Origin of the sequence: Bradyrhizobium sp. CCBAU 53421 (assembly GCF_015291625.1) — a bacterium.
Taxonomy (GTDB): domain Bacteria; phylum Pseudomonadota; class Alphaproteobacteria; order Rhizobiales; family Xanthobacteraceae; genus Bradyrhizobium.
In genome coordinates, this window is the sequence record NZ_CP030047.1 from 5,669,831 (window position 1) to 5,682,885 (window position 13,055).

The following is a 13,055-nucleotide window of genomic DNA, read 5'->3' on the forward strand; positions in this document are numbered from 1 at the left end:
CAGCGTCGCCGGCCTACGCCGCCGCCTGCTCGCGCGGCTGGGTGATTGCGATGTGCCAGCAATGCGCCAGCGGGACGCCGTTGCCGAGCACCAGCGCGTCGAGTTCGACGAAGCGGTGGCCCTTCTTGTCGTAATTGCCGGTCACCTTGGCGCGCGCGGTCAGCTCGTCGCCGATCTTGCCGGCCGACAGCAGCTGCATCCGGGTGCCGACATGGATCCACGGCCCGAGGATCGCATTGTCGACCAGGACCTTGTTCATCACCCGCGGCAGCAGGCCGGGATGGCCGAGACCTTCGCGCAAATAGATCGGGTCGGTCTCCCTGATATCGGCGAGATATTCCCTGGCGGCATCGCCGGACCAGTCGCGTGGAATCACGCCGAGCCACTTGCCCTCTTCATAGGACGAGGCACTGACCGGCTTGCGCTCGGCGACGGCCGCGACCTGCTTGTAATCGTCGAGCACGACCTTCGGCACTGATGCCGGCAGCGACGCAGTGCCGGTGGCACAGAGCTCGCCGCGGCTGTGCAGTTCGATCATGAGCCCATTCCCCGTCTCCCGGCCGGCCAATTCCGCGATCTCGCCGTCATAGACCGGCTTGACGAAGCGCGCTTCGATCAGGCCGCGCTCCAGGAAATCGCGGCCCCATCTCTCGACCGGCAGATGCATCATGTAGGCCATCACGTCGACGCCGGGCACGAGCCCGCCGGAAAAGCCGAACTTCCGCGCCACCGTGTCGTCGTGGATCTTGTTCTCCGAGAGCTTCGAGGTGTTGTACGCCGAGACGCGGTAGGTCAGCGAAACCATGGGGTTTTCCCTTATTTCCGTTGCTTTTCTGGCGACAATGGTAGTCGAACAAAGAGGCATGGCAAGCCTCTCGTTTTGCTCGCAATTTTCCGCCCGATGGAGTACACGCAGGCCGCGCCTGCCAGCCAATGAATCGATGACTGAAACCCCTGCCTTGACCCGCATCTATGTCGACGCCGATGCCTGCCCGGTGAAGGACGAGATCTATCGCGTCGCGATCCGGCTCGGCGTGCCCGTCAGCGTAGTCGCGGGCAATTTCATCCGCGTGCCGCAGGATCCCCTGATCGAGCGCATCGCCGCCGGTTCCGGCATGGATGCGGCCGACGACTGGATCGCGGAGCGCGCGCGCGCGGGCGATGTCGTGATCACCGCGGACATTCCGCTGGCGAGCCGCTGCGTCAAGGCCGGCGCCGAGGTGATCGCGCCGAACGGCAAGCCGTTTGCCGAACAATCGATCGGCATGACGCTCGCGGTGCGCAATCTGATGACCGATCTGCGCTCGTCGGGTGAGATCACCGGCGGCCCGAAATCCTACTCGCCGCGCGACCGCTCGAATTTCTTGTCGACGCTCGACCAGACCATCCGCCGCATCCAGCGCCGCCGCGCCGAGCAGGTGCCGGCCAACGGGAATTAGCGCGATGGCTCCGCCTCCTCTCATCCAGCTCAAGGACATCAGCCTGACCTTCGGCGGCACGCCGCTGCTGTCAGGCGTCGAGCTGTCGGTCTCCGCGGGCGAGCGCGTCTGCCTGATCGGCCGCAACGGCTCCGGCAAATCGACCTTGCTGCGGATCGCGGCCGGGCTGGTCGAGCCTGATGCCGGCAGCCGCTTCGTGCAGCCCGGCGCCACTATCCGCTACCTGCCGCAGGAGCCTGATTTCGGCGAGCACAAGACGACCCTGGCCTATGTCGAGGCCGGCCTTGGTCCCGGCGACGACCACTACCAGGCGCGCTATCTGCTCGAACAGCTCGGCCTCACCGGCGAGGAGGATCCCGCGCATGTCTCCGGCGGCGAGGCGCGCCGCGCGGCGCTGGCACGCGTGCTGGCGCCCTCGCCCGATATCCTGCTGCTCGACGAGCCGACCAACCATCTCGATTTGCCGACCATCGAGTGGCTCGAGGGCGAATTGGAGAGCCGGCGCTGCGCGCTGGTGCTGATCAGCCACGACCGCCGCTTCCTCACCAATCTGTCGCGCACCACCGCCTGGCTCGACCGCGGCCAGATCCGGCAGATCGAGCGCGGCTTCGGCGCCTTCGAGGCGTGGCGCGACGAGGTGCTGGCGGAAGAAGAGCGCGAGCAGCACAAGCTCGACCGCAAGATCGTCAACGAGGAACACTGGCTGCGCTACGGCGTCTCCGGCCGCCGCAAGCGCAACGTCAAGCGGCTCGGCAATCTGCATGCGCTGCGCGACCAGCGCCGCAACTATCGCGGCGCTACCGGCAATGCCACGCTCGCCGCCGCCGAGGCCGAGAAATCCGGCCGCCTGGTGATCGAGGCCAAGAATATCGTGAAGGCCTACGGCGAACGCACGATCGTCGGCGGCTTCTCGACCAGGATCCAGCGCGGCGACCGCGTCGGCATCGTCGGCCCGAACGGCGCCGGCAAGACCACGCTGGTGCATCTTCTGATCGGCAACGATCCGCCCGACTCGGGCTCGGTTCGGCTCGGGGCCAATATCGAGATGGCGACGCTCGACCAGCATCGCGAAAGCCTCGATCCGAAGCTGACCCTGGCCGAGGCGCTTACCGGCGGCCGCGGCGATCACGTGATGGTCGGCGACAAGTCGAAGCACGTCATCGGCTATATGAAGGATTTCCTGTTCGCGCAGGAGCAGCGCGGCACGCCGCTCGAAGCGCTGTCCGGCGGCGAGCGCGGCCGCCTGATGCTGGCACGCGCGCTGGCCAAGCCGTCGAACCTTTTGATCCTGGACGAGCCGACCAACGACCTCGATCTCGAGACGCTCGACGTGCTCGAGGACATGCTCGGCGATTACGAGGGCACCGTGATCCTGATCAGCCACGACCGCGACTTCCTCGACCGCGTGGTGACGTCGGTGATCGTGCCCGAGGGCCAGGGGCGCTGGATCGAATATGCCGGCGGCTACTCCGACATGCTGGCGCAGCGCGGCGCCGACGTGAAGCGCGAGATGGTGAAGGCGGAAGCTCCTGCCGAGGAGAAGAAGGAAGCGAGAGCCGCGGCACCCGAAGCGGCGCCCAGGCGCCGGCTGAGCTTCAACGAGAAGCACGCGCTGGAAACGCTACCGAAGACGATCGACAAGCTGCACGCCGAGATCGCCAAGCAGCAGAAGCTGCTCGATGATCCCGACCTCTATGCGAAGGATCGCAAGAAATTCGACGCCGCCTCGGCCGCGATCGCCAAGGCCCAGGACGAGCTCGCCGCCGCCGAGGACCGCTGGCTGGAGTTAGAGGTGCTGCGCGAAGAGATCGAACAGGCATGACGCGCAAAGAATTGTAGGATGGGTGGAGCGCAGCGATACCCATCACGCCGCAACGACCGAATTTGATGGGTTTCGCTTCGCTCTACCCATCCTACGAGGCCGAAGAAGAGAGAAAAAGCATGACCACGCCCCTCGCCGCCAAGATCGCCAAGGAATACGGCACGCCCTGCGCAGTGATCGACATGGACCGGGTCGAACGCAACATCGCACGCATCCAGAAGGCCTGCGACGAGGCAGGCGTCGCCAACCGGCCGCACATCAAGACCCACAAGAACCCGATGCTGGCGCAGCTGCAGATCAAGGCCGGCGCGAAGGGCATCACCTGCCAGAAGCTCGGCGAGGCCGAGATCATGGCCGACAGCGGCATCGACGACATCCTGATTAGCTACAATCTGCTCGGCGACGAGAAGATGGCGCGGCTCGGCGCGCTGCAGGGCAAGGCCAACATCACGGTCGCGGCCGATAATTCCGTCGTGGTCGGCGACTTGCCGAAGGCCGCTGCCGCCTCCGGCCGCCCGCTCTCGGTCGTGGTCGAATGCGACACCGGTCGCAAGCGCGCCGGCGTCGAGACCCCGGCCGAGGCGATTGCGCTGGCGCGCGAGATCGCGGGTTCGAAGGGCCTGAGCTTCGCGGGCTTCATGCTGTACCCGACCGAGACCGGCTGGGCGGATGCGCAGAAGTTCTACGATGAGGCGCTGGCCGGTGTGCGCGCCCACGGCCTCGATGCGACGATCGTCTCGACCGGCGGCACGCCCAACCTTGTCAATCTCGGCAAACTGAAGGGCGGCACCGAGCATCGCTTCGGCACCTACATCTACAACGACCGCATGCAGGTCGCGGCCGGCGTCGCGACCTGGGACGATTGCGCGCTGCATATCTATTCCACCGTGGTCAGCCGTGCCGGCCCCGAGCGCGGCATCCTCGACGCCGGCTCCAAGACGCTGACCTCGGACACCGGCGGCCTCGAAGGCCACGGCCTGATCCTCGAACATCCCGAGGCCAAGATCGCGCGCTTCGCCGAAGAGCACGGCTTCCTCGACCTCTCCCGCAGCAACACGCGGCCGAATGTCGGCGACGTCGTGCGGATCGTGCCCAATCACGTCTGCGTCGTCGTCAACATGATGGACGAGGTCGTGATGGTGCGCGGCGACGAGATCATCGGCGCGTTGCCGGTGACGGCGCGCGGGAAATTGCGCTGATTGAGCGCCCGCGCATCCTTCGAGGCTCGCCCAGCGGCGCAATTGCGCCGCAAGGCTCGCACCTCCAGCGACAAAGGCGAAGCCTTTGCGCGGGGATGACGCTCTCGCTACAGACCGGAATGACGCTCTCTCTGAGCCGTCACCCTGAGGCGCGAGCGAAGCGAGCCTCGAAGGGCGGCTGCGGGCTACAGGTCGCACCACGCAGCCGCCTCGCTACCCCCGGATCAGCGCCTGCAGCTCCTGATCCAACGCGGTGCGGAACACCTCGATCGGCCGCGCCAGGCGGCCGGCGGGCGGGCGATGCACGATCCAGGCGCGCACCGCCGGATTGAAATCCGCGATCTTCACGGTCTTGAGCCGGCTGCGGATCGGGCTTCGCTTCAGCGCCACCGGCGTGACGAGGCCGATGCCGAGCCCGCGCGCCACCAGCGACAGGCGCAGCTCGCTGTCGAGCGCCTCGACCGCGATGTTGAACGGCAGATGCGCCGCATCGAAATGACGCTTCAGCGTCTGGCGGAAGCCGCAACCGTCCTGGTTGATCACCCACCCGGTCCGCGACAACCATTCGAGGTCGACGAATTTCGGTGTCTTCATCTCGCGCGCGACGACGAACACCACCGGCTGCGCGCCGAGATCGGAGGCCTCGAGATCATCGGGCGGCGCGCTGCCGTCGGGCAGGCAGATCGCCGCGGCATCAAGCTCGTTGCGGCTGACTCGCTCCATGTGGTTGGGCGACCAGCCCGAGACGACGCGCACGGCGAGCGCTGGAAATTCGCCGCGCACCGCATCGAGCGGACCGGTCAACCCAGCCTCCGACAGGAACGGCGTCAGGCCGAGCCTGAACTCGCCGCGCACCACGCCGTCATTGGCAACGCCCGACTTGAGGTCGTCGAGCATCCGCAGCACGCGGCGGCCCTGCTCATAGGCCTCGATTCCCGCCGCCGTCGGCTTCAACGGCTTCGACAGCCGGTCGAGCAGCTGCGCGCCGAGCATCTCCTCGAGATTCTGGATCCGCCGCGTCACGCCGGGCTGGGTCAGGTTCAGCCGCGCCGAGGCCGCGACGATCGATCCGGTCTCCACCACGGCGACGAACGCCACAAGGTCATGGGTATTCATAACAATCTCGCATATTCCTCATCATCTTATTTGAATTGTAGCATATTAGACCGATCCCCTAAAGGGGGCCTCGCCACTTCCTCGCGAGGTCCCATGACCATCTCCGAAGCCACCAAACTCTCCCCGGGGCGCAGCGTCTCGGTGCGACCCCTGATCTGGATCGGCGCCATCACGACCGGCACCGTCGTCACCAACCTGTTTGCGCCGCAGATCCTGGTCGGCCTGATGGGCCGATCGCTCGCCATGACCGCGCTGCAGGCCGGCCTGATCTCGACGCTGACCCTGCTCGGCTACGCGCTCGGGCTCGTGCTGCTGGTGCCGCTGGTCGACCTCGTCGAGAACAAGCGGCTGATCCTGCGGACGCTGGCCTGCGCCATCGTCGCCGCGATCGGCACCGCGCTGGCGCCGACGCCGCTGATTTTGCTCGCCGCCACCTTCATCCTCGGCGCCTCCTGCGCCGCGATCCAGATGGTGGTGCCGCTGGTGGCATCGATGGTGCCGCCGGAACGCCGCGGACAAGCGATCGGTGACGTCATGAGCGGCCTGATGATCGGCATCCTGCTGTCGCGGCCGATGGCGAGCCTGATCGCCGACAGCTGGAACTGGCGCGGTTACTACCTGACCTCGGCCATGCTGATGACCGTGCTCGCCGCCGCACTGGCGCGCTATCTGCCGACATTGCAGCCGGCCGCAAAAGTCAGCTATGGTGCGCTGCTGCGCTCATTCCCGAGATTGCTGCGCGAGGAGCCGGTGCTGCGCGTGCGTTCCTGGACCGCGGCGCTGGTGATGGCGTCCTTCACCGCGTTTTGGGCCGCTATCGCGCTGCGGCTGCCGGATGCGCCGTTCAAGCTCGACGCCAGGGGGATTGCACTGTTCGCGCTGATCGGCATCGCAGGGGCGGCAGCGACGCCGATCGCCGGACGCTGGGGCGACCGGGGTTTTGCGCGACCATTGCTGATCGTCTCGCACCTTCTCATCGCCGGCGCGCTCGCGCTGTGCGCCTGGGCCGGCATGATCGAGTCGCGGATCGCAGCCATGTCGATGCTTGGCGTCGGCGCCGTGCTGCTCGATTTCGGCATCACCACCGACCAGACGCTCGGCCGCCGCGCCGTCAATCTGTTGCAGCCCGAGGCGCGCGGCCGCATCAACGGCCTGTTCGTAGCGCTGTTCTTCATCGGCGGAGCCGTCGGCGCAGCGGCAGCGTCGGCGGCATGGAGTTATGGTGGATGGACGGCCGTCTGCGCAGTGGCCGCCACGTTCGGCGTGCTCGGGCTCATCACCGACATCGCGACGAAGACGGGCTCGGAATGACCAACGTTAGGAGGCGCGTTGCGCGAGCCACCTCAACGCGCCCTTCCCCGCTGCGGCGCCAGTTGCGAACGACGCCTGCAACAGATAGCCGCCGGTCGGTGCTTCCCAGTCCAGCATCTCGCCGGCGGCGAAAACGCCGGGCAGCCGCCGCAGCATGAAATGCGGATCCAGCTCGCTGAACGCAATTCCGCCCGCGCTCGAGATCGCGCGATCGATCGGCGCGATGCCCGTGAGCTGAACCGGAATCGCGTTGACTAGCTGCGCGAGCTCTGCCGGCGAGAACGATGTCAGTTGCCGGCCAGATGCAATCGCTGTCTCCTGCATCAGGCCGATGCCGACAGGAGAGAGTTGCGCCGCCTTGCGCAGGAAGTTCGCGAGTGACTGCTTGCCGCGCGTCCCGGACAGGCGGCTGGTCAGGGCGGCGGCGTCGAGGTCCGGCCGCAGCGCGATCGTCAGCATTGCCTGCCCGATACCCAGCACCGCCTCGCGCAATTCCGCAGACAGCGCGTAGATGGCACCGCCTTCGATGCCAGCGCGGGTGACGACGGCCTCGCCGCGCACCGTGTGCAGGCCGATCGTGAGCGCGATGCCCTTCAGCGGCTGCCCTTCGAAGCGATCACGGAAGACGTCCGACCACGCGACCGCGAAGCCGGAATTGGCCGGCCGTATCGGTGCGACGACGATGCCCTTCGCCGCGATGGTCACCGTCCACATCCCGTCGGAGCCCAGCCGCGGCCAGCTTGCGCCGCCGAGCGCGAGCACGGTTGCATCAACATTGACCACGCGCGGACCATCCGGCGTCGCAAACAACAGTCCGCCGCTGTCGTCCCACCCAATCCAGCGATGCCGGAATGCGAATACAACACCCGCGGCATCGAGCCGCCGCAGCCAGGCACGCAGCAGCGGCGATGCCTTGAATACTTTTGGAAACACGCGGCCGCTGGTGCCGATGAAGGTTGGTTGCCCCAGCGCGGCGCTCCAGGCGCGCAGCGCGTCGGGCGGAAACGCCTCGACCGCGGCCTTCAGATGCGGCATCGCCTCGCGATAGCGCCCGAGGAAATCCGGCAGCGGCTCGCTATGGGTGAGATTGAGCCCGCCGCGGCCGGCCATCAGGAACTTGCGGCCGGCCGACGGCATCGCGTCGTAGATGGTGACCTTTGCACCGCCCGCCGCAAGGGTTTCCGCCGCCATCAGGCCGGCAGGTCCGGCTCCGATGACGGCGACGACCATGCTCAGAGCTTGATCCCGGCCCGCGCGGCGGCCTGGGCGACGTATTTCTGGGTCTGCTCGAACGCGCCCTGCAGCGCCTTCGCGGTCGACATGTCGGCGATCGCGTTGAAGTGCGCGGCAACGCCGTCGGGCGTCCATTCGGACTGCGGCAGGTTGACGCCTTCGGTCTCCAGCACGCGGATCACCGCGAACGAGCCGGCACCGGCTCCCATGATGGTGCGGGTCGGCGCGTCTTCGCTGAGCAGGAATTCGACCGCCGGCGTGATCGCTTCCGGCCTCATCAGCGCCAGCGCCTGCGGCGGCAGCAGTTCCTCGGTCATGCGGGTCGCAGCCGTCGGCGAGATGGTGTTGACCTTGATGTTGTTCTTGCGGCCCTCTTCGGCGAGCACGTTCATCAGGCCGACCATGCCGGCCTTGGCAGCACCGTAATTGGCCTGGCCGAAATTGCCGAACAGACCGGATGACGAGGTCGTCAGCACGATGCGGCCGTAGTTGCGCTCGCGCATGCCGGCCCACACCGCCTTGCAGCAGTAGAAGGTGCCGGTGAGATGCACGTCGAGCACCTTGGCCCAGTCGGCGACCTCGAGCTTGGTGAACGACTTGTCGCGCAGAATGCCGGCATTGGCGCAGAGCAGATCGACGCTGCCCCACTCCTTGGTGGCGCGCTCGACCATCGCGGTGACCTGCTCGAAGTTCGAGACGTCGGCGCCGTCGGCCATCGCGGTGCCGCCGGCCTTGCGGATCTCCTCGACCACGGTCTCGGCCGGCGACAGCGAGCCGCCGGTGCCATCGCGCGCGCCGCCGAAATCGTTGACCACGACCTTGGCGCCGCGGCTGGCGAGCCCCAGCGCGTGCGCCCGCCCAAGACCATTGCCCGCGCCGGTGACGATAGCCACGCGTCCGTCAAACCTGATTGCCATGCTTGTCGTTCCTGCTCTTAAATCCCTTCTCCCCTTGTGGGAGAAGGTGGCGCGCGCAGCGCACCGGATGAGGGGTTCTCTCCACGGATGAGCACGCGGAGAGAGACCCCTCACCCGGCTTCATCTCGCTCCGCTCGATTGCGCCACCCTCTCTCACAAGGGGAGAGGGTGATTGCCCGAGCGGCATGAAAAGGTTGGGGACTTTTGAGCAGCGATGGATGGCCGGGTCAAGCCCGGCCAGGACCCAAGAAGGCCAGACCCAAGGCGGCCACCGGGCGCGCTAGACGGAAGGGGTCATCGAGCCGCAGGGTTTCAGGCTCTTGAGCAGGTGCCCGCTCCAGCACTCATGATGCTCCTGGGCGTAGCTCATCGAGCCGATCACAATCAAACCGACCACGACAAGTCCGGCGACGATGTTCTGCACCATGGCTGCCACTCCCGCGACCGCACCGCCTGAAGGGCGTATGATGGACACTAGGGATCAAGGCCGTCAATGGACTCCTTGGATTAGGCGGGCTCGCTCCACCTCTCCTGCTTGCGCGAAAGGTGGAGCTACTCAACCATCTGCTAGAGCCTTTTCCATTCCGATTGAATCGGAACGGGGGCTCTAGATTCTTGTTCGGAGCGTTTTCTTCGTGCGAACCGGTGTCCACTTCGCTGGAAAGAGCATGATCCGGAAAAGTGTGAAGCGGTTTTCCGAAAAGATCATGCTCAAACAAGGAGCTGAAGCGCGATGATGATTCAACCCAATCTCATCGCGCTTTAGCTGAAATAGATCAGGCCGAGCCAGTCGGCGACCAGCGCGGGCTTTTCCTCGCCCTCGATCTCGACCGTGACATTGGTGCGCGACAGCAGTTCCTTCGGCTTGCGCAGCGTGGCTTCGGCCAGCACGAAGCGGCCGCGAACGCGCTTGCCCGATCGTACCGGCGAGATGAAGCGCAGCTTGTCGAAGCCGTAATTGACGCCCATCGCGGTGCCCTCCAGCACCGGCATCACCTCGTAGGACATGATCGACAGCAGCGACATCGTGAGGAAGCCGTGGGCGATCGTGGTGCCGAACGCGGTCTCCTTCTTCGCCCGCTCGGGATCGACGTGGATGAACTGGTGATCCTCGATCACGTCGGCATAGGTGTCGATGCGGCCCTGATCCAGCAGGTGCCATGAGGACACGCCGATCTCCTTGCCGACCATGCCCTGGTAGGTTTCCAGCGACACCGGCGGCTTCTTCCAGACTTCGTTCATTGCTAACCTCCGCTAACCGGAGGTCCGCACCTTCTGCAGCTCCGGAAATTCTTCCTCGCGGAACTCGGCTCCGCGCAACGCATCGCTTCTGACATCGTCATGTTCGAGCCGCCGCAACTGTACCCGACGGATTTTTCCAGAAATCGTCTTGGGCAGCTCGGTGACCAGCTCGATCTTGCGGATGCGTTTAAACGGTGCGAGCCGCGCGTGCAAATGTTTGAAGATCGACAGCGCCGTCTCCGGGCTGCGCTCGACACCGGAAACCAGCAGCACATAGGCCTTCGGGACCGCCAGCCGGATCGGATCCGGGCTCGGCACCACGGCAGCTTCCGCCACCGCATCATGTTCCAGCAGCACGCTCTCCAGCTCGAAAGGCGAGATGCGATAGTCGGAGGACTTGAACACGTCGTCGGTGCGGCCGACGAAGGTCAGATAGCCCTCGTCGTCGGTGAACACGACGTCGCCGCTGCGATAGATTTCGCCGTCGGTGCCGATCAGTTTGCCGTCGTCTCCCTGATAGCCCTGCATCAGGCCGGCCGGCCTGTCAGCGCCGAGCAGCAAGGTCACCTCGCCTTCCTTCGCGGCTTGGCCATCACTGTCCGTGACCTGAACGCGATAGCCGGGCAACGGCCGGCCCATCGAGCCGACCTTCACCTTCTGCCCCGGCGAGTTGCCGGCAAGCGCCGTGGTCTCGGTCTGGCCGTAGCCGTCGCGGATGGTGAGGCCCCAGGCCGATTTGACCTGGTCGATGATCTCTGGGTTGAGCGGCTCGCCGGCGCCGCAGACCTCGCGCAGCGAGACCTTGAAGCTTGCGAGGTCTTCCTGAATGAACATCCGCCACACCGTCGGCGGCGCGCACAGCGTGGTGACGCCGCAGCGGCCGATGATCGAGAGCAGTCCCTTCGCCTCGAACCGCGGCTGGTTGGCGATGAAGATCGTCGCACCGGCATTCCACGGCGCGAAGAAGCAGCTCCAGGCATGCTTCGCCCAGCCGGGCGAGGAAATGTTGAGATGGATGTCGCCGGGCTGCAGGCCGATCCAGTACATGGTCGAGAGATGGCCGACCGGGTAACTGCGCTGGCTGTGCCGCACCAGTTTTGGTTTGGCCGTGGTGCCCGAGGTGAAATAGAGCAGCATCGGCTCGTCGGCCTTGGTCGGGCCGTCAGGCGTGAACGCGTCCGGCGCCTTCGCGGCAGCCTCGAACGGCAACCAGCCGTCCTGCGGTTGCGCAGCGCCGACCACGATGCGCACCAGCTGGTCGCTGCCGAGACCGGCGAACTTCGCGACCTGATCCTGCGTCGCGACGACCGCCTTGGCCTTGCCGCGATCCAGCCGGTCGCGCAATTCATCGGCGGTCAACAGCGTGGTCGCGGGGATCACGACGACGCCGAGCTTCATCGCCGCCAGCATCGTCTCCCACAGCGGCACGACATTGCCGAGCAGCAGCAACAGATGGTCGCCGCGCTTCAGCCCCTGCGCGCGCAGGAAGTTCGCCACCTGGTTGGAACGGCGCGACAGCTCGGCAAACGACAGCTTGGTCTCATTGCCGCTGGCGGCATCGACGATCCACAGCGCCGGCCGGTCGCGGCTGTCGGCATTGTGCGCGAGCTCGGCGTCGAACCAGTCGAGCGCCCAGTTGAACGGCACCGGATCCGGCCAGCGGAAATCCCTCACCGCCGTATCGTAGTCGGCGCGGTGCTTGAGCAGAAAGGCGCGTGCGTCCTGAAATGTGGTCATCCGGCTTCACCACGTATTCTAACGTCATCCTGAGGAGCCGCGCATTGCGCGGCGTCTCGAAGGATGGCCACAGACACCGTCTTTCCATCCTTCGAGGCTCGCTCCGCTCGCACCTCAGGATGACGGCGATTTACTTCGGGGCAAGAGCCCTAACGTGCTGGATAATTCCGGAAAAGTCGACCCCGCCGTGGCCCGACGCGTCGAAGGTCTTATAGAGCTCCTGCGCGTGCTTGCCGAGCGGCGTCACCGCGCCAGCGGCATTGGCCGCGTCCTGTGCGAGCGTCAGGTCCTTGACCATCAGGTTGGAGGCGAAACCCGGCTTGTAATCGTTGTTGGCCGGCGAAGTCGGCACTGGACCTGGAACCGGGCAATAGGTCGTCAGCGACCAGCACTGCCCCGATGAGGTCGAGGCGACGTCGAACAGCGCCTGGTGCGACAGGCCGAGCTTTTCGGCGAGCACGAAGGCCTCGCCGACCGCGATCATGGAAATGCCGAGGATCATGTTGTTGCAGATCTTGGCCGCCTGCCCCGCACCGCCGGCGCCGCAATGCACGATCTTCTTGCCCATGTTGGCCAGCATCGGCTGGGCCGCGGCGAAGGCCTTGTCCTCACCGCCGCACATGAAGGTCAGCGTCGCGCCCTTGGCGCCGCCGGTGCCGCCGGAAACCGGCGCATCGACCGAAGCCATGCCGTGCTTCGCCGCCAGCGCATGCGCCTGCTTGGCGCTTTCGACGTCGATGGTCGAGCAGTCGATGATCAGCGCGCCCTTGGCCATCGCGGGCAACACTTCGTTCCAGACGCCCAGCACATGCTTGCCGGCCGGCAGCATGGTGATCACGACATCGGCACCCTTCACCGCGCCGACGCCGCTCTCGGCGATCGCGGCGCCATCGTGCCTCGCCTGATCGCGCGATGCTGCAACCAGATCGAACGCGGTCACCTTGTGGCCGGCCTTGACGAGATTGGCCGCCATCGGCCCGCCCATATTGCCGAGCCCGATGAATGCGACGTTTGCCATGGGAAGTCCTCCGCTTGCGAC

The 13,055-nt window shown here is 66.1% G+C and carries 12 protein-coding genes; 4 read left to right on the plus strand and 8 right to left on the minus strand.

Features of this window, described 5'->3' with window-relative positions:
* Positions 1 to 13: 13 nt before the first annotated feature.
* Positions 14 to 805, minus strand: a complete 792-nt coding sequence (locus tag XH92_RS27190; protein WP_194454855.1) for a hypothetical protein — start codon at positions 803 to 805, stop codon at positions 14 to 16.
* Positions 806 to 941: 136 nt separating this feature from the next.
* Between XH92_RS27190 and XH92_RS27195 the strand changes: the two genes are divergently transcribed.
* The 3 genes from XH92_RS27195 to XH92_RS27205 all read left to right on the plus strand — a co-directional run bounded on the left by XH92_RS27195 (position 942) and on the right by XH92_RS27205 (position 4,460).
* On the plus strand, positions 942 to 1,439 hold the full coding sequence (locus tag XH92_RS27195) for a YaiI/YqxD family protein (RefSeq protein WP_194454856.1): 498 nt from the start codon (positions 942 to 944) through the stop codon (positions 1,437 to 1,439).
* A gap of 4 nt (positions 1,440 to 1,443) precedes the next feature.
* Positions 1,444 to 3,261, plus strand: coding sequence for an ABC-F family ATP-binding cassette domain-containing protein (locus tag XH92_RS27200; RefSeq protein WP_194454857.1), 1,818 nt, complete (start codon positions 1,444 to 1,446; stop codon positions 3,259 to 3,261).
* Between the two features lie 119 nt (positions 3,262 to 3,380).
* A complete protein-coding gene (locus XH92_RS27205) occupies positions 3,381 to 4,460 on the plus strand; it encodes a D-TA family PLP-dependent enzyme (RefSeq protein WP_194454858.1) in 1,080 nt (359 codons plus the stop codon).
* A gap of 213 nt (positions 4,461 to 4,673) precedes the next feature.
* Here the strand turns inward: XH92_RS27205 and XH92_RS27210 are convergent, their stop codons facing one another.
* The gene (locus tag XH92_RS27210; protein WP_194454859.1) at positions 4,674 to 5,576 is read right to left on the minus strand and encodes a LysR family transcriptional regulator; all 903 of its coding nucleotides are present in this window, start codon (positions 5,574 to 5,576) and stop codon (positions 4,674 to 4,676) included.
* A 93-nt stretch (positions 5,577 to 5,669) separates the two neighbouring features.
* On the opposite strand from XH92_RS27210, the gene XH92_RS27215 reads away from it, so the two are divergent.
* A complete protein-coding gene (locus tag XH92_RS27215; protein ID WP_194454860.1) occupies positions 5,670 to 6,887 on the plus strand; it encodes an MFS transporter in 1,218 nt (405 codons plus the stop codon).
* 6 nt (positions 6,888 to 6,893) lie between these two features.
* Here XH92_RS27215 and XH92_RS27220 read toward each other — a convergent pair whose 3' ends face one another.
* The 6 genes from XH92_RS27220 to mmsB all read right to left on the minus strand — a co-directional run bounded on the left by XH92_RS27220 (position 6,894) and on the right by mmsB (position 13,034).
* Entirely contained in the window at positions 6,894 to 8,117 is a 1,224-nt protein-coding gene (locus XH92_RS27220) for a TIGR03862 family flavoprotein (RefSeq protein WP_194454861.1), read from the minus strand.
* 2 nt (positions 8,118 to 8,119) lie between these two features.
* On the minus strand, positions 8,120 to 9,037 hold the full coding sequence (locus XH92_RS27225) for an SDR family NAD(P)-dependent oxidoreductase (RefSeq protein WP_194454862.1): 918 nt from the start codon (positions 9,035 to 9,037) through the stop codon (positions 8,120 to 8,122).
* A gap of 280 nt (positions 9,038 to 9,317) precedes the next feature.
* Positions 9,318 to 9,464, minus strand: a complete 147-nt coding sequence (locus XH92_RS27230; protein ID WP_246787647.1) for a hypothetical protein — start codon at positions 9,462 to 9,464, stop codon at positions 9,318 to 9,320.
* 335 nt (positions 9,465 to 9,799) lie between these two features.
* A complete protein-coding gene (locus XH92_RS27235) occupies positions 9,800 to 10,279 on the minus strand; it encodes a MaoC family dehydratase (RefSeq protein ID WP_163162560.1) in 480 nt (159 codons plus the stop codon).
* 12 nt (positions 10,280 to 10,291) lie between these two features.
* A complete protein-coding gene (locus XH92_RS27240; protein WP_194454863.1) occupies positions 10,292 to 12,016 on the minus strand; it encodes an AMP-binding protein in 1,725 nt (574 codons plus the stop codon).
* A gap of 130 nt (positions 12,017 to 12,146) precedes the next feature.
* Positions 12,147 to 13,034, minus strand: coding sequence for a 3-hydroxyisobutyrate dehydrogenase (gene mmsB / locus XH92_RS27245; protein WP_194454864.1), 888 nt, complete (start codon positions 13,032 to 13,034; stop codon positions 12,147 to 12,149).
* Positions 13,035 to 13,055 lie beyond the last annotated feature (21 nt).